Annotated in this window: 16 protein-coding genes and 1 pseudogene; 7 read left to right on the forward strand and 10 right to left on the reverse strand. The window is 46.1% G+C overall.

Translation table 11 applies throughout. From position 1 onward, the window contains the following. From DW033_RS22970 to DW033_RS22995, 6 genes are all read right to left on the reverse strand, one after another. The coding region (locus tag DW033_RS22970) for an N-6 DNA methylase (protein WP_147423695.1) at positions 1-2,030 on the reverse strand (2,030 nt) is incomplete at its 3' end. Then, positions 2,020-2,472, reverse strand: coding sequence for a DUF1896 domain-containing protein (locus tag DW033_RS22975; protein ID WP_005809257.1), 453 nt, complete (start codon positions 2,470-2,472; stop codon positions 2,020-2,022). The genes DW033_RS22970 and DW033_RS22975, both read right to left, overlap by 11 nt. Before the next feature lie 166 nt (positions 2,473-2,638). Then, complete coding sequence (locus DW033_RS22980) at positions 2,639-4,729, reverse strand: type IA DNA topoisomerase (RefSeq protein ID WP_122383203.1); 2,091 nt, start codon at positions 4,727-4,729, stop codon at positions 2,639-2,641. A 55-nt stretch (positions 4,730-4,784) separates the two neighbouring features. Next, positions 4,785-6,386: a DUF3945 domain-containing protein gene (locus DW033_RS22985; protein WP_005809263.1), complete on the reverse strand. Its 1,602-nt coding sequence runs from the start codon at positions 6,384-6,386 to the stop codon at positions 4,785-4,787. Between the two features lie 20 nt (positions 6,387-6,406). Beyond that, complete coding sequence (locus tag DW033_RS22990) at positions 6,407-6,757, reverse strand: helix-turn-helix domain-containing protein (RefSeq protein WP_032538123.1); 351 nt, start codon at positions 6,755-6,757, stop codon at positions 6,407-6,409. A gap of 3 nt (positions 6,758-6,760) precedes the next feature. Next, on the reverse strand, positions 6,761-7,120 hold the full coding sequence (locus DW033_RS22995) for a helix-turn-helix domain-containing protein (protein ID WP_032538124.1): 360 nt from the start codon (positions 7,118-7,120) through the stop codon (positions 6,761-6,763). A 207-nt stretch (positions 7,121-7,327) separates the two neighbouring features. On the opposite strand from DW033_RS22995, the gene DW033_RS23000 reads away from it, so the two are divergent. From DW033_RS23000 to DW033_RS23010, 3 genes are read left to right on the forward strand one after another with little or no spacing between them, the layout of a single operon-like run. Further along, on the forward strand, positions 7,328-7,621 hold the full coding sequence (locus DW033_RS23000) for a helix-turn-helix domain-containing protein (protein WP_023056835.1): 294 nt from the start codon (positions 7,328-7,330) through the stop codon (positions 7,619-7,621). A 30-nt stretch (positions 7,622-7,651) separates the two neighbouring features. After that, on the forward strand, positions 7,652-7,957 hold the full coding sequence (locus DW033_RS23005; protein WP_032538125.1) for a helix-turn-helix domain-containing protein: 306 nt from the start codon (positions 7,652-7,654) through the stop codon (positions 7,955-7,957). Between the two features lie 55 nt (positions 7,958-8,012). After that, positions 8,013-9,026 (forward strand): DUF2971 domain-containing protein, encoded by a 1,014-nt coding sequence (locus DW033_RS23010; protein ID WP_005809274.1) that lies wholly within the window; start codon positions 8,013-8,015, stop codon positions 9,024-9,026. Positions 9,027-9,133: 107 nt separating this feature from the next. Here DW033_RS23010 and DW033_RS23015 read toward each other — a convergent pair whose 3' ends face one another. The 4 genes and pseudogenes from DW033_RS23015 to DW033_RS23025 all read right to left on the reverse strand — a co-directional run bounded on the left by DW033_RS23015 (position 9,134) and on the right by DW033_RS23025 (position 13,235). Then, positions 9,134-9,496: a hypothetical protein gene (locus DW033_RS23015; protein ID WP_005809276.1), complete on the reverse strand. Its 363-nt coding sequence runs from the start codon at positions 9,494-9,496 to the stop codon at positions 9,134-9,136. A 12-nt stretch (positions 9,497-9,508) separates the two neighbouring features. Further along, positions 9,509-9,598: pseudogene (locus DW033_RS25410) on the reverse strand (integrase); the annotation flags it as partial. 112 nt (positions 9,599-9,710) lie between these two features. Further along, positions 9,711-11,519, reverse strand: a complete 1,809-nt coding sequence (locus DW033_RS23020; protein WP_005809278.1) for a reverse transcriptase domain-containing protein — start codon at positions 11,517-11,519, stop codon at positions 9,711-9,713. A 546-nt stretch (positions 11,520-12,065) separates the two neighbouring features. Further along, positions 12,066-13,235: a site-specific integrase gene (locus DW033_RS23025; protein ID WP_005809280.1), complete on the reverse strand. Its 1,170-nt coding sequence runs from the start codon at positions 13,233-13,235 to the stop codon at positions 12,066-12,068. A gap of 375 nt (positions 13,236-13,610) precedes the next feature. Between DW033_RS23025 and DW033_RS23030 the strand changes: the two genes are divergently transcribed. From DW033_RS23030 to DW033_RS23045, 4 genes are all read left to right on the forward strand, one after another. Next, complete coding sequence (locus DW033_RS23030) at positions 13,611-15,350, forward strand: lipopolysaccharide assembly protein LapB (RefSeq protein WP_008778955.1); 1,740 nt, start codon at positions 13,611-13,613, stop codon at positions 15,348-15,350. Between the two features lie 96 nt (positions 15,351-15,446). Beyond that, entirely contained in the window at positions 15,447-15,809 is a 363-nt protein-coding gene (locus DW033_RS23035) for a DUF3244 domain-containing protein (RefSeq protein ID WP_005863687.1), read from the forward strand. A gap of 26 nt (positions 15,810-15,835) precedes the next feature. Beyond that, complete coding sequence (locus tag DW033_RS23040) at positions 15,836-16,714, forward strand: tail fiber domain-containing protein (RefSeq protein ID WP_005863685.1); 879 nt, start codon at positions 15,836-15,838, stop codon at positions 16,712-16,714. Positions 16,715-16,804: 90 nt separating this feature from the next. Then, positions 16,805-16,914, forward strand: a 110-nt coding sequence (locus tag DW033_RS23045; protein WP_135960001.1) for a glycosyltransferase family 2 protein, incomplete at its 3' end; no start/stop codon positions are given.

The following is a 16,914-nucleotide window of genomic DNA, read 5'->3' on the forward strand; positions in this document are numbered from 1 at the left end:
CCTTTCAGGTCGAGCGGCTGGAATGTCGCCCCGTATGGCGTGATGTCTTTCAGATAACCGATGTCGCGTGCCCTGTTTGCCACCAGCGAACCTTCACGCAGGTGCATTTCCGGCGTGCGGTGATAGGGACGCGGCGTAAGGTCGGGTACTTCCTCCTTCGGCTTTTCCGTTTCAAATTCAGAGAATAGTGAAGTGGTTGCTTTCTCACTTTGGCTATTGTCCGTAACAGGAACGGGAGTTGCTTCCGGCTGTGCTTTGGGTTGTTTTGCTGCTTCCTTTTGCTCCGCTTGGTTACCCGACGAAGGCACAAAGGCTGGATTCAGCGTGTCCTTGACACCCAACTTTTTCAGTTGTTCCTGTCTGTGCCGTTCCGCTTCAAGCCGTAGAGCCTTGCGCCGTTCCGGTGTCAGGCTCATCATTGTTTCATAGAAGCCATTAATGGGCGGATTGGTTTCCCAGTCCAAAGTGGCATAAATATCTTCTGGGTCGCCTTGCTTCTCTGCATTTTCCGGCTTTGCCTCCTTGCTTTCGGTTGCAGGCTTGACGGATTCAACAGGAGGTGCAGCCATAACCGGCGGCTTCGGTTTGGATGGTATACGCTTTGCCTTGTTTTCCTTTTTGGTTGCCTTTTTCTTTTTGGCAGGTTCTTCTATGGGCATACCCCAAAGGTCAAGCAGAGTGAGCTGAACGGCATTTGAATGATTCGTCTGGCGTGGCTCAATCTCCGGCTTCTCGTCTATGGGTTGAACTTTCGGTTTCTCCGCTTCTGTGATAAAAACATTAGCGGTAGAAGTCACCGCTTCTACTTTCGGAGACGGCTGTACTTCCACATTCATACTTTTATCCGTACTTTCCGTTTGCGTCGGATGCAGGCTATGTCTTTCGTAGAGTTCCCTGTTGAGTTGGTGCAGTTCTATTTTCAGATGTTCCCGTAAGTCTTCCGCCAGTTGTACGGTATCGCCTCTGTGCATGAGCTTATAGGCAGGCTTTCCGTAAGGGTCGGTACTTTTGGTTAAATCCGTGTGGGAAAGCGAACCGATGCTCCATACATACCCATTTACGGAAGTGCCGATAGGGGTCTGTTCTGTTTGCACAAAAAGTTTCTCATTATAATACAGTTCCCCGTTCTTTCCGCTGTTCTTTTGCAGAATAATCAAATCACTGCCCACCTCCGTACCCGCATTTTCCGTAAAGAGGTTGTTCGGCAGACGGGCAACACCAACCAGATTGGCGTGGTTCATCATATACTCGCGTATGGGCGCATTGGTCGGGGCATCCAACACCCCCTGCGAGGTAATGAACGCCACGATTCCGCCTTCACGCACCGCATCAAGGCTTTTCAGAAAGAAATAGTTGTGTATCGTCTTGGATGCCGACCGTCTTGCCACGTCATGGCTGTTGGTAAATTCCGGGTCGAACACCGCCACATCGCCAAACGGGATATTGGAGATAGCCAGATCAAAATGGTTCATGAACGGCTTTTCAATTTTCTCGTACCCCTGTATCCTTACTTTCTGGTCGGAATGCAGGTGTCTCAATATCTTGCCCGTCATCAGGTCTTTCTCAAAAGCCATGATGTCCGCGTCCGGCTTGTTCTCTAATACGGCATCCACAAATGCGCCAACGCCTGCCGACGGTTCCAGTACCCGGTCGGGACGTATGCCGTGTTTATGTAGCACATCCGCAATAGTGCCTGTTATCTCCGGTGGAGTATAGAAAGCGGTCAGGACGGATTGCTTCATGGCATCCATGTACCGTTTATACTCCGTATCGTCTTTTGTATTCTCCCGTAGTAACTTGTGTAGTTCCACGGTAGGGGCAAACAGTTCGAGGTCGGATTTCGCCCAGTGGACGGCATCCGTCAGTTCCCTTGCAGGGTTCAGAATACATTTCAGACCGCCGAAACCGCAATAACGCTCCAACAAGAGCCTTTCGCGTGCGGTGGGGGTGCGTTGTTCCCTGTCAAGGACGAATGCAGTCCGTATCGCCTCGATGTTGTCCCGCAACCTTTGTTTGCGGTTAAACGCCATATTCCTCTATATAAAGGACGACAGCCCCTGTCAGCTCCGTGTAGAGCAGGTCGTAATCGGGCGACAGGGCGAAATTGTCGTCCGAGAGGTCATAAATGGAGAATACATTCCCGACAAGCGGCAGCAGTTTTCGGGTAAAGGATTCATGCTTCGCTTCCGGCACGTCATCGGAAAACTCGTTCTCTACGACTTCGCGGAGGATGGCGTACTTGGAGTAGTGAAGCCCCTCCAGCAGCGTGCGCATCGCCAGTTCCTGCGCACCATCGGCGGGATAGCCTTCAAGCCTTGCCCATTCATACGTTTCGGCGGCACGGTCGGCGCGTTCACGGATGAAGGCTTCGTCGGTCGCTTGTTCAAATTTGTTCGTTCTGAGATAGTCCAGCAGGTACAGCCCGTAGTAGGAAAAGTCGGTTTGCCCCTCGTTTTTCTTCTTGTTGTTCATTACTTTGGAATTTAGTGGATTGGTAAATCATGACCGGGATAATTGTCTGAAAGGAGAAAGAAAAGGCACTCGGTATCCCTCCGAGTGCCACCACTAAGTCCAAAGTATGAGTGTAATCCGGTATCGAAGAACAGTTCATTACTCTGAATCAGTGGCAAAGTTAATACTATTTCTTCCGTCCTGAAAATTTCTTGATCGTTTTCCTTTCGGGGAACACGAAAGTCGTGTTGTAGTCCCCGTCAAAGGCAACCACGGCATCGAAGCTCTTGCCCTGCTTGCTCTTGAAGCCTTTGAGCAGCTTCGTGTGTCCGTCAGTGAGCAGGTCTTTGATCTCGTCATCGGTGAGGGTACGGTTTGCCTTCAGACGGAACACGGGCAGCCCGCACTCTGTGTTGTCGCAGCGGACGACCTTGCCGTAGAACTGCATACTGCCCGTTCCGCACTTGGGACACTTGCAGTCGGAATCCCTGCGGGCGAACAGCTTGTCGCACGAGAGCAGTTCGGAGGTAATTTCCCGCGTGTACGCCTCTATCTCCTTGCGGAAGGTATCGGCAGGCAGTTCCCCGCGCTCAATGCGTGCCAGCTCCTTTTCCCATTCGCCCGTCATGGCAACGTCAGCGATGCGCATCGTCTTCACGACCGAATAGAGGGCAAGCCCCTTTTCGGTGGGTACAAGCGACTTCTTGCAGCGTTCCATGTACCCCCGTTTGAAAAGCGTTTCGATAATCGCTGCACGGGTAGCAGGCGTGCCGATGCCGCAGTCCTTCAAAGCCTGACGCAGCGCATCGTCCTCAATCTCCTTGCCTGCCGTTTCCATAGCGGACAGCAGGGTGGCTTCGGTATGCAGCGGTTTGGGCTTGGTCTTGCCCTCAGTGATGGAGGCAGCTTTCAGTGTCAGCGTGTCGCCTTCCTGCCAGCCAGGGATGATGGTTTCCTCTTTCTCTTCCTCGCCATAGACCGCACGCCACCCGGCTTGTTTGATGATGCTGCCTTTTGCCATAAATTCCACTCCGGCACACTCTGCCATGACGGTGGCGGTATCCTTGACGCATTTTTCAGAGAAAGCCTCGATCATGCGTCCGGCTATCATCTGATAGATGATATTGTCCTCTTTAGAGAGGAACAGCGGTTTCTCGCCAGTGACGAGCAAAGCATGGTGGTCTGTTACCTTGCCGCCGTCCACGCTGCGGCGTGTAGGCGTGACGGGGACACCTACTTCGCCCGCCCATTCGGGAAGTCCGGTAACGAAGGCGAGCAGCTTGGGGATTTCCGCGAACACGTCTTCGGGTATGTAGCGGCTTCCGGTTCTCGGATAGGTGATGAGTTTCTTCTCGTAGAGCTTCTGTGCGATTTCAAGCGTCTGTTCCGCCGTGAAGCCGTGCTTGGCGTTGGCTTCCTTCTGGAGCGTGGTCAGGTCATACAGGAGCGGAGTTTCCTCTATCTTCTCTTTACGTTCGGCTTTTGTGACAGTGGCAAAGCCGGCTTCCTTTACCTTATTATATAGTGCTGTGGCAGGTTCTTTCTCTTTCCATTTCTTGGAAGATGAGAGTTTCACCACTTCGCCGTCGCCTGTGTCTGCGGCGATATGGAGCTGCCAGAAAGGTTCCACCGTGAAACGGCGGTTTTCCCAATAGCGAGCGCACACCATCGCCAGCGTGGGTGTCTGCACCCGTCCGATGGAATATGTGCCGTGTCCGGCTGCGATGGAGAGTGCCTGCGTGCCGTTGATGCCCACAAGCCAGTCGGATTCGCTCCGTGCTTTGGCGGCAAGGTAGAGGTTGTCGTATTTGTCGCCCGCTTCGAGGTTACGCAACCCCTCGCGGATAGCCTTATCGGTGAGCGAACTTATCCAGAGGCGCACGAAAGGCGTGGTACATCCGATATAATGGTAGAGGTATCTGAAGATAAGCTCACCTTCGCGTCCTGCATCGGTCGCCACAATGATCTGCTCGCTTTCCTTGAAAAGACGGGCGATGATTTTTATCTGCGACACCACGCCGCTGTCGGGTTTGTAGCCCTTCTCTGTCTTTTCCTGACGGGGAATGAGCGTGAAGGTTTCGGGAATGACGGGCAGGTTGTCACGGACGAAGCCGCGTATGCCGTAGCCGTCGGGCATGGCAAGCTGGACGAGGTGTCCGAACGCCCATGTCACGGCATAGCCGCCTCCCTCGAAATATCCTTCCTCTCTCTTTGTCGCGCCTACGATGCGGGCGATTTCACGTGCCACGGATGGCTTTTCTGCAATGATTGTCTTCATGCTGTTTTACTTTTTAATGGATTATTACTTTGGATTTAGTGGCGGACACGGGATGTTACATCTTCATGCCCTTGTTGTTTTTCTTCTGAGGCTTTTCCTGCTGCTTTTGCTGTTTGTCGTCTTTCGGAGCGGTCTGCCCTTTCAGCAACGGCTCTTTCAGGTTCTTGGTCGCCTCGTTGGTCTTTCCTTCGCTGTTCACCGCCACCTGTGTGCGGCTCTCGTTGGACGGGGCGACCTTCTGCGCGTTGTCGGGGTTGGTGTCGTAGCGGTACGGACGTCCCTTCTCCGGGTTGAACTTGATGTACATCGTGGCGTGGAAGCCTTGCTTGTCGGTCACGTTCTCCAGTTTGATGGCTTTGCCTGCCGCGTAATCGGCTTTCTGCTGGTCGGTGAAGTTCACACCGCTCCATTTGCTGATGGGGCGGATGCTGCCGTCGGCGTTCGTCCACGTGTTGCGGCGTTGCTCTTTCTGTGGGGCTGCGGAGTTTTCCATGCCCTGAGCCTGTCCCTGCGTGGGATTGTTCTTGGCTTCCTGCGTCTGGGCGGTACGGGGCGACCTGCCGGTTCCCGGTACGAACTCCACGCCTCGCTGCTCTACATTCACTTGGAGGGTGGTGACGAACTTCCTGCCGTCGTTACGCTCGATGAGCTTGTCGCGCACGGGCAGCCCGGCACGCAACATATCCTGTTCCTGTTTGGTGATTTCCGTCTTTCCGATGCGCTCCGGTATGCGTACCTTGTTTGCTGGTATGTCTGTGATTTCATTCGTCTTGCGGTCTATGCTGATGAACGAGGGGATGATTTCACCCGTTTCCCTGTCCACGATGTCCACGACCCTGCCGAGGTTGCCCGTTTCGCGCAGGTTCTTACGGTCTTCGTCGGAGAACTTGTGTTCCTTGTACTCGTCGAGTTTCTGCTCCTTGCGGATGAAATGCGGCACGAGGCTGACATTGCCTTCACCGTCTTTCTTGAAGGAAAGGCGGGCATCCAGCTCGAAAGCCTCGCCGCCGAACTTGGGCGACACTTTCACCAAATCGGACTTGCCGTAGTTGAGCATCTTCTGAAGGTCGCCGGACTTTTCAAGGTCGTCACGTTTCACGCCCCATTTCTCTTCCAGCTCCTGCCAGTTGATTTTGCTCTCGTCAATGGGCTGGTAGCCCCGTCTGCCTTGCGTCTGTTGTTGCGGGCCTTCCTGATTCTGTTCCTGCTTCTTTTCCATTTCTTCCTGTTTTGGGGTTTCTTTGGGCTGCTCTTCCTGCTTTTGTTCCGTCTGCTCCGTCTTTCCGGCGGTCTGTTCTTCCTTCACCTGCTTTTCGTAGCCGGAAGTGTCCACCTTGTGGGGCGCAAGCAGTTCCTTGTTGGCTTCGGGGTCTTTCAGCAGGTCTTTCATCACCTCCATCAGTTTGTCGGCTTGGTCTGCCGCGACACGGTAGAAACCGAAGCGGCTGGGTTCCTTGCACTGCCGGAAGAAGTTTTTGAAGAAGTTGTCCAGCACGTCGCCGTGGCGGTCGAATTGCAGGAAACTCTGCGCGTTCTCCGCTTTCGCGGGGGTGCGCTTGGGGGAACCGTCGGCATCCAGCCCGGCTACCACGCTGATCTCGCCCGTCTTCTCATCACGGACTATCAGCACGTCCTTTTCGCTTTTTTTCTTTGCCATTTGAAAAATGTTTTAATGGGTTATTTTTGAAAGAAATTATGGATACGAGCCTTGTAGAAGGCTATATCTTCCTTTTTGAAGTCCTTTACGTGTCCGGAAAGGAACGTCAGCACGTCCTCTTCGCTGTAATAGGTCTTTTTGCCGAGCGTCTTGTACGGCAACGCGCCGATGCTGCGGTAGCGTTGCAGGGTACGCTTGCTTATCTGGAGCAGCATACAGAGGTCTTGGTTGTCGAACATCCTGATACGCTCCATCGGGTTCGGGGCTTTGCCGGACGGCTGCAAGGACAGCAGCAGTTCGTCCTGACGGTCGAGCCGTTCCATCAGCTTCCGCATCCAGCTCTCAAAATTGTTTCGGGTAAGCAGTTCCATATGTCACGTCCTCCTTCTTTTGGGTTTGCCGCCGCCCGTGCGTAGCGTATGGTTGCGTTTCAGTTCCGTCGGTGTCGCCGCGTCTTCCATGACGGTGCAGTCCGCAAGCAGGCGGTCGATTTCAGACTGTCGGTAGCGGCATTTGCCGCGCAGCACTACATAGCCGATGCGATGCTCGTTACGCATACGCTGGAGGGTGCGGGTACTCACATTCAACAGGTGCGCCGCCTCACGGGTGGTGAGCAACCTGTCTGCGGATTTTTCCTTTCTTTCGCCGGAAACGGCACGCACGTGTGCCGCTATCTCGGCTATCTGTTCCGTCAATGCGGTGAAAGCGGAACTTTCCATCGTTATTACTTTCATATTCAGTCCTTTCTTTTGGTTTCTGCGGCAAAATTCGGCAATAAACAAAAGGGGCTTTAACAGCTCACTACGTGTCTCACGTAAGATTTTTATTGGAAATGGCTCCATTACCCGGACAGACGGCGCAACATACAGCCTTTCAGCGGGAAACGATATGCGTTCATGAGGATGGCGTTACCTTTGCGGCAAACCTGAAATGTTTTGAATATGGAAATTGTATCTATCGAGAAAAAGACCTTCGAGATGATGGTGGCGTCCTTCAACGCCCTCTCGGAGAAGGTTGCCGCCCTGAGGCGCAAGAGCGACGGCGGGCGGTTGGAAAGATGGCTCACGGGCGAGGAAGTCTGCGGGCAGTTGAGAATCAGCCCGCGCACGTTGCAGACGTTGCGCGACAAGCGGCTTATCGGCTACTCGCAGATAAACCGCAGGTTCTATTACAAGCCGGAAGAAGTTAGGAGGCTGATTCCGCTTATCGGTACGCTCTATCCCGGCGGCAGGTAATCTTATTATTCACCCACTGAATCCAAAGTTATGATGAACGAGAACAACGATGTTTTTACACTGGAGGACGAGCCGCTTGCCACCGTGGTGCAGAATATGCGCAAAGGCTCTAAATGGCTCTCTGCATTTTTGGAAAACTACCGTCCACCGCTGGACGGGGAACGTTACCTGACGGACAGGGAGGTGGCGGAGTTGCTCCGTGTGAGCCGCCGTACCTTGCAGGAATACCGTAACAACAGAGTGTTGCCCTTTATCCTTTTAGGCGGGAAGGTGCTTTACCCCGAATCGGGATTGCGTGAACTGCTGGAGGCGAATTACCGCAAACCGATGGAGTAATGTCCTGACATTCCGGAATAAAATGCGTACCTTTGTGGTTAAAACGAATACCATTATGCTTCGGAGTGAATTTGCAAAATTGTTAGAATCCACAATAATTCCTGAAGGAATTGAGCAAGAGGACATAAAATCCCGAATCTATCCTATAAGTGCAGCATTGATGTCAATGTTGCCACAAAAACTGTATAGATATAGGAGTTGTTCAACATTAAACCTTGATGCTTTTGACAAGGATCTGGTTTATGCTGTTACTGCTGATAAGTTTAATGACCCCTATGACACTCTTGTTTATTATAGTTTGGATAATATTCAAGAGCAAATGAGAGCTTGTTGTACAGAAGAATTTCTTGAACAATTCAAACAGATACTTGAAACTAAAGATTTCGAATTTCCTCCAAGTGTAATCCAATTTTTCGGAAGAAACAATTTGACAGGTTTAAAAAAACAGGTAATATCGTGTAACGGCATAAATCCATTGACATTAGCTCTTTTTAGTGTTGTAATGGAAAACATATTGAAAGAAATCCTATTAAAAATGGGGGATACATTAAAGGTCGTATCTACAATAGCATGTTTAAGTGAAAGCATAGATTCTGTTATAATGTGGAGTCACTATGCCCAAAATCATGAAGGGTTTGCATTGGAATATGATTTAAGGTTCTTATTAGAACAAGGAGAAATGAATTGTTGTATCTTGCCTGTTATATATGATAATAACCGCTTTGATGCAAATAGTTTTATTCAATGGTATATAGCAAAGAGCTTGGGGCTGGATGTTAAAAATATAGATTCACTATCGCATTTGAAAATGGCTATTCACAAATCCACACAGTGGGAATATGAAAATGAATGGCGTATTATTCATTCAGAGAAACAACCTGCCGCACATTCTCGTGCAACAAGCCTGAAAATTGTTCCTAAAGCAATCTATTATGGAGAGAGAATTTCAAACATCCACAAGAAAACTTTGCATTATATAGCACAAGAAAAAGGAATTGCGGAATATGATATGTACATTGATTGTGGCTCGTTAAAGTATGAGATGTTATATAAGCCATCTCAATTTTGATACCTCATATTCTTTAGCACATAATTTGTATATTCAAAATTGACTATTTTAAAGTTAAAACGGACAGCTTGATGGTTGTCCGTTTTTAATTGATTTTCATCGTCTTTTCAGCAGTAACCGCCTTTTCCGCTATGTACGAATAACATGTAGGCGGTATGCTTGTCTTTTGCAAGTGCCTTGTCCATCAGCCAGCGGCGGAAAAGATGGGCATGGTATGTGCTCAGCCGAAAGGTGACGGGGATGATTATCTCAAGCGAGTAAACATCCGCATACAGACCGTTTTCAAGTTGGATGTAGCGGCATGCCTCGTAGTCGTTCAGCACGTCCGTTTTGAGGATGGCTTTGATGGCGGCGTTCACTGCCGGGACACCCGTGTGGAACAGTCTGGCGATTTCTCCGGCGGTCATCCATACATCGTTACCGGTTACGCTGACCGCCTTGTCCTCAATGATGATTATGTCACGTTTCATGGCTTCTCTGTTTTAGATGGTACGACCTGCAAATTCTTCGATTTGGTTCAATCTCGCGGCAAGGTTCTCCATGTCTTGATTGAGCTTCTCTTTGGTTATTTGTAGGCTCGGCAGTCGGCGCCGTTCCACCTTTCGGTGGTAGGTTTCCGACAGCCTGCCTCCGAACCGTACTTACACGTCTCCATGTATACGGCTCTCCGCCCATAACGGCATTTCAGCTATTCTTCGCATGAATCATATTATGACATTCAACGCAAACAATTAAAGACTTTCTATGCATTTTGAGCATTTTTCGTTCCCATTCGGTTTTACCTCTCAAAGCCGAGAGTTTTCTGACATGGTGTGAGACAACATTTCCTTCTTTTCCGCATAACTCACACTTATTTGCAGTCAGTCTTTCGATTAGACTCATGGTTGGAGTGTTGAACAAGTAGGGTAAGTTGTCACATTTTTGAGTTCCCAAGTCGGTAATACGCTTGAAGCCCTCATTGTAGAATACTCTTGGTTTGCGTTCGCCTTTCTTGTCCGTGTACCACACCACAAATTTATCGTCTTCACGATACTTGTTTGCTATGGTTCTAACGGAGCTGTTAAGTTTTTGCGCAAATGTCTTTAGCATACTGAACTTCATGATACATCCAAAAGAACGCCCAAGAGCCGATGCATTGTTTGCAATGGAGTAGTAGTTGTAGAATCCTCTGATTTCTGTGTTGAAACGTGCTACTATATCTTGTGGCTCATTGTCTATCAGGTATGTTCTACCTTTAGACATCCACACCTCTTTGCCATTTCGTGTTTTCACATTCATGGCTTCAAGACTCAGTAACTTCTTCTTTATCACTTCTCGTGATACGTGTAGTATCACATTACCATTACGATGTCTACGAGTTTCTCGTCTTGCATTTTTCTGCGTTGTGTAATCTTTACGGACTGATATTTCATAGCCGAGAAATTTTGCACAATCTTGTGCGTTGGTTATCAAGGTCTTTTCTTGCGACATCTCCAACTTTAGCTTCTCTTGCATAAATTGTGTAACATCAGCCTTGATTTTCTCGCACTCTGCTTTATTTCCAATGACCCCTATAAGGAAATCATCAGCGTAGCGTACATATTTCAATCTACGGAAATTCTCATCCATATCGTTACCGCTCGGCATGGTCAGTATTTGCTGTTGCTTACTACGAAGTTCCTCTCGCATTGCTTCCAATATATCAACATCCGTCACTTCCTTGATTCTCTTCTTTAGATAATAAACACGGTTGTTCAGTTTGCCGATGTCCTTGTTGCGATGTCTAACTTTGCCCTTATGGAAATCTTGTGCATACTTCTCCATATACTTGTCGAACTTGTCCAGATAAATATTAGCCAATATTGGGCTGATAATTCCACCTTGAGGCGTGCCCGAATAAGTTTTATTGAAATGCCATTCTTCCAAATATCCAGCGTTGAGAAATTTACGTATTAACCGAAGAAAACGCTCGTCAGATATGCGTTCTCTTAGAATTTCTATCATCACGTCATGGTTGATGTTGTCAAAGAAACTTTTTATGTCTCCCTCTATGAACCACTTTGTTCCGTTGAAATTATTCTGTAGACTTTTCAGTGCCGTGTGGCAGCTTTTGTGTGGTCTGAAACCATGTGAGGTCCATTCAAAATATCCTTCATATATGGCTTCCAGTACCATTCTCACTACCTCTTGCACTAATTTATCTGCAAACGTAGGGATACCGAGCGGACGTAACTTTCCGCTCTTCTTCGGTATATAAACCCTCCTTGCTGGTTTAGGGCTATAGACTTCGCTTTTGAGGCTGTCTATTAATGCGTGTACCTTGTCAATGCTCATGCCGTCCTCCGTTTGTCTATCAGTACCAGGTGTCATATTGCCTGGTTTTGCATGGATGCGCTGATATGCTACTAAGAACATCTGCTCATTGAACAGGATACGATAGAGTCTTTCGTATTTGTAACTTGACTCGTTGCTGTGTTCAGCTAAAATGTTTAATACGTGCTCGGGATTTCTCATACGTCTCTCACGTTTTCCGTTGTTTGTACTAAAGTTATGGACTGTTCCCCTTCGCCATGTACAAGCCGTTAACTTGCTCGGACTACTACGGGAACTCCGTTGCCATATCAGATATTCAGAGACCAACTCTCATAGCCTTTGAGGCGTTCTGACTTAGGCAATCCCCAGTTAGTTTCACTTGATAACTATTAGCGTGACATATTGTCGGATGCGACTTTCGTTCTTGTCCGCTTATCGCGGCTGTGTCATAGTAGGTTCTCAATGCTCTGCACTAACGCACACAATAGGCAGAGTACTATGAAATAGCGTATATAAAAGCCTTCCGCTATTGCAAGATGTGGTACCACCGAACTATCGTTCAACCAATCAAGGCTTCATCCTCATATATGTCGTTTCGTCTTGCCCTTCAGTAGCTACTCGGCTATTAGTAGACTTAGGGCTTTAATCAGCATGCTACACTCCCCGTTAGGTTTCCCATTCGGATAAGCTGATTGACGATAGGATTATATTGAACCCAATCCTAACTTCCTGCTAAAGAAGTATTTATCAAGCGACCATTCTGGGCGCACTCGCGTATATCTGCGTTGTCTTTATGCTTTTGTGTCCCAGCATGGAACTGACCGTTTCGATGGGTACGCCGTTGGAGAGGAACACCGTCGTGGCGGCCGTGTGGCGGCTTTGATGCCATGTAATATGCTTGGTGATACCGCAACGCTTGGCGACGGCACGGATTCCGGCAAGGCACGTGTTATAGTGGGGTACGGGGAATATCCTGCCGTCCCCACACAGCCCACGGTATTTGTCGATGATGCGCTTCGCTATGTCGAGCATACGGATGTTGGACACCACACCCGTCTTCTGGCGGTTGATGTTTATCCACTCGTGTTCGTCAAAGTAGGTGCGGATATTCTCTTCCGTCAGGTTGCGCATATCGGCGAACGACAAGCCCGTGAAGGCGCAGAACAGGTATAAATCACGATACAGTTCTTGCTTCGCATTCTTCAGCTTACCTTCCATCAGCAGGCGGATTTCATCTTTCGTCAGAAAGCTGCGGGTCGTTTCCTCCTTCTTGATTTCATACTCGCGGAACGGGTCGCGCGTGAGCCACTCATTGTTGATGGCGATGAACACCATCGTCCGAAGCGGGCAGACATACAGCCACACGGTGTTGGTGCAGCAGTGTTTGTCCGTGCGCAGGAACATTTCAAAATCGGAAATGAAAGCGGGGGTAAGCTCTTTCAGGGCGATGTCCTTCACGTGGTAGCGGATGGTGAGGAACTCTTGCAGGTGCTTGTAAACGATCTTGTATTTGTCAAACGTGCCTTTGGCTTTCATGCCTGCCTCCACCTGCTTGGCATAGTCCTCGTTGTGTTGCCGGAACACCTGCAATAGCGTGTGGTAGCGGTGTTCCAGTCCAAGAAAGGCGTTTTTCACCTTTTCCGCAGTGACGAAGTTGTCACGCTCCATGATTTCCTGATAGTGCTTGTTGATGCGTACGCGCATCTTGTCGAGCATACGGTTCGTTTCGAGTGCAGCCGTGCTTCTGCCCGTGACACGTCCTCCTTTGGTGTCCCACAGCTTAGGATCGACGGTCAGTTTGCAGCTGAACTGTGTTTGGCTGCCGTCCACCGTGATACGTCCCATGACGGGTACTGTCCCGTCCTTTTTCACTACCTGACGTTTGAGGTAGTAGATAACTGAAAATGTACTCTTCATCGTCCTTAATTTTTTTAGGTTCAAAATTAGTCGGTGAAGAATCCTTCGTCGGTACGCAAAACACGGAGGAACGACGCAATCTTTTTCCGTAACTGGATTTGTCGCGTGAGTTGTTAGTAACTCACTATATCACAACGCCTTGTTTTGCCATTCGTGCCAATTTCGTCACCTATATGGTGTGGTTACGAACAAGTAACGTTGCGACGTCTTGACTTGGCTTCGGCAAGGATTGTGGTGGCGTTGGAGATAATCGGCTGCTTAAATGAAACCTCTGTAAATCAATTCTATTACTTCATTCTTCTGTATTCCACTTTTTTGTAGTATCTTTGTGTTTGAATTTTATAACTTGCGTTTAAGTTGTAAACTATAATCTAAATGAAGAGAACACTAGGACTGACTTTGCTACTTTTCGCTACCCTTTTTTCTTGTATGCGCCAAGAAAAACCATTACCTGCGGAACTATCTCGTGCGGAATCTGTTATGTGGGAGCATCCGGATAGCGCATTACTCTGTCTTTCCTCTTTGGATAGCTCAATCATGAATGAGCCGGAAAATATACGTATGTACCATGCTTTGCTTAAGATTAAAGCTAAAGATAAGCTGTATATTCCTCATGAATCAGACTCTTTGATTAAATCAATAGTTCAGTATTATGAGGACTATGGGACTCCAGATCAATTAATGGAGGCATATTATTATCTAGGAAGTACATACCGGGATATGGGAGATGCCCCAAGAGCGGTGAGAGCTTTTCAAGATGCTGCGGACATAGGGAAAGATAGTAAGCGATATGATATATTAGGACGGGTTTATGAGCAGATGGGATATCGACTGGCATATCAAGGTTTGTATGATGAGGCTCTCGAAGCTTATAGGAAATCGTATGAATACAAGATGTATGATAAAGGAAAAGGAGAGGTGATCGCATTGAGGAATATTGCTCGGATCTATAACGCCAAGCAAGATACAGACAGTGCTATATACTACTATCAATCTGCTTATGAGAAGGCATTGTTATTAAATGATCAATCGAGAATAGATAATGTACTAAGGGAATTGAGTAGCATCTATATAGATATGGGAAAATATGATTTGGCTAAAGATTTGTTCAGTAAGGTTTCAAGTATGAAGAATCAAGCAAATATATATTTTGGATTAGGTTGTATATATGAAAGTTATAAGCAAATAGATTCAGCTCTATATTATTTTGAGAAAGCAAATGAGTATGGGAATATCTATATGAAAAAAAATACGTATAGAATCTTATCCAAAATAAAAAACCAAGAAGGAGACCGTAAATTAGCCTTGAATTATGCGTATAAATGTATAGAACTGTCTGATTCAATTAAGAATCAAACAAAAACGGAAGCTGTAGCAAAAGTTAACTCATTATATAAGTATCAGCATACAGAAAAGGAGAATGTTCAATTGAAAATAGATAATGAAAAAAGAAAAATTCGCAATTATCAATTTGCATTATTTGTTGTTTTAATTATTTTCTTTAGTCTATGTTATATATATGTGTTAGAAAAGAAGAAAAAAGCAGCGATTGAAAAGGAGAAAAAAATACGTCTATTGAAAGAGAATCAATATGCGGAAAGTTTGGATTGTATTGAATATAATAATAAGAAAATTTCATATCTAGAGGAACTTTTGCAGCAATCGGAGTGTCAAAGAGATAATTTTAAAAAGCAACTTGTGCAATCTCAAAAGGAATTATTAGAACTATCAAACCGAAAGATTCTTACTTCTCAAAATGAAAAAAGTTTGCTTGAAATAGCTTTTCGAAAATCCGAAGTCTATCGGTTATTTCATGAAACAAGTAATAATACTGATACGGAAATTCAGAATAAGGATTGGAAGGAGTTGAGAAAAGAGATTGATACAACCTATTCAAATTTCACCGCTCAATTATATGCTTTATACCCGCAAATCTCAGAGTTAGAACTCCATATTTGTTATTTGATAAAAATATCCATGCCCGTGAAGGACATTGCAAGGTTAGTTGGACGCTCGACTCCTGCAATAACAGCATCCCGGATTCGTCTCTATAAAAAGATTCATGGAACAGAAGGTACCGCAGAAATGATGGATAAATTTATCGCTGATTTATAATAACTTAATCGCTGTAAACAAAAAGTAAATAAGAAGTAAATCCTATTTTGCTTATAGATTTCTCATAGAGACTATTTTTGTTTATAAAAATAGATAATGAAAAAGAGAAGTTTTATATTGGGATTAGTATTTCTGATGTTTGTTTCTTCAGTTGTGTATCCGAATAGAGTGAAGGATACTGAACAATCTTGGGAAGAAGAGGAAGATCGTTCTATAATATCTTCTCCTACATTATCAATAGATGAAAATAATATTTACATCCATTCTAATAAATTATTGGATGGACTTAATGTGAAAATTATAAATATAAAAGGAAATGTACTTTATAATGACATCATAACTGTTTCTTCTGAGATAGAATATCCTATTTCTATAGATTTTTTGCTGAATGGTGATTATAAGATATTTATCTCAAAAGGAAATAATTATTTGGTTGGATATTTTGATGTGTTAAAATAGATATTATCAACTTAAATCTTTAAATCATGAAAAGATCTGTATCTTTATTAGGCATACTATGCCTATTCGTATCGTTTAGTGTCCAAGCCCAGTACACGAACATACAGACGTGGGGACAAAAATTGTATTATAACGGGAGTGATTATCCGGGTACATTTTTGAAATTAAAAGTTGCGGTCGCTAATCCTCGTATCTCAGGAACAGGAGGAAAGGTCGTTTTCTATGATTCAGAAAGCTCCCAGTATAATTATATAGAAGTAAAGGGGGTTTATCAATCTTCGGATGCTCGGTTGAAAACCAATATCACTCCCTTAAATAGTGGATTAGGAACCATATTGGGGTTAAAACCGGTATCTTACAATTGGAAAAGTGAGACATCGCAATTGAGATCAGCAGAAGCCGTACCTTCTAAAGCTTTTGGTTTCTTGGCACAGGAGGTAGCTGAGGTTATGCCAGAGATTGTGACGTTAAGTTCCACAGGTGATAGCTTGGTGGATTACACGGCTGTTATACCCGTTTTAGTACAGGCTGTAAAAGAATTGGACGCTACTATCCAACAACTGGAATTGCAATTGGATGAAAAAGCTAATTTGTCTGATTTGCAGAATAACAAGAATTTGACGAGTAAGTCTTTGCTCTCGAATGCGGTAATGAATCAAAATACGCCGAATCCGTTTAATTCTACCACGAATATATCCTTTACGATCCCTACATCCGCACGTTCCGCTTTTATCTCTATTTGCAATTTGCAAGGAACTCAAGTTAAGAAATTCGATATCGCTACCCGGGGAGAAGGTAGTATAATGGTAAGCTTTTCTGATCTAGGTGTCGCAGGTATGTATATGTATTCTTTGGTAGTAGACGGACAGTTGATCTCAACGAAACGTATGCTATTGGTACAATAATATTTATTTCTATTGAAGCTATAGTTTTTTTGATAAGATTGAGTGATACTGTCTGTTGAGGGTATCCTCAATCTTTTTTATACAAAAGATATGCGATTATACTCCATTATAATTCCTGTTTATAACAGGCCGGATGAGCTTGATGACCTGTTATCAAGCCTTTGCAAGCAAACCTATGTCCATTTTGAGGTTATCGTGGT

The sequence above is a fragment of the Parabacteroides sp. AF39-10AC genome (assembly GCF_003635405.1).
Lineage (GTDB): Bacteria > Bacteroidota > Bacteroidia > Bacteroidales > Tannerellaceae > Parabacteroides > Parabacteroides distasonis.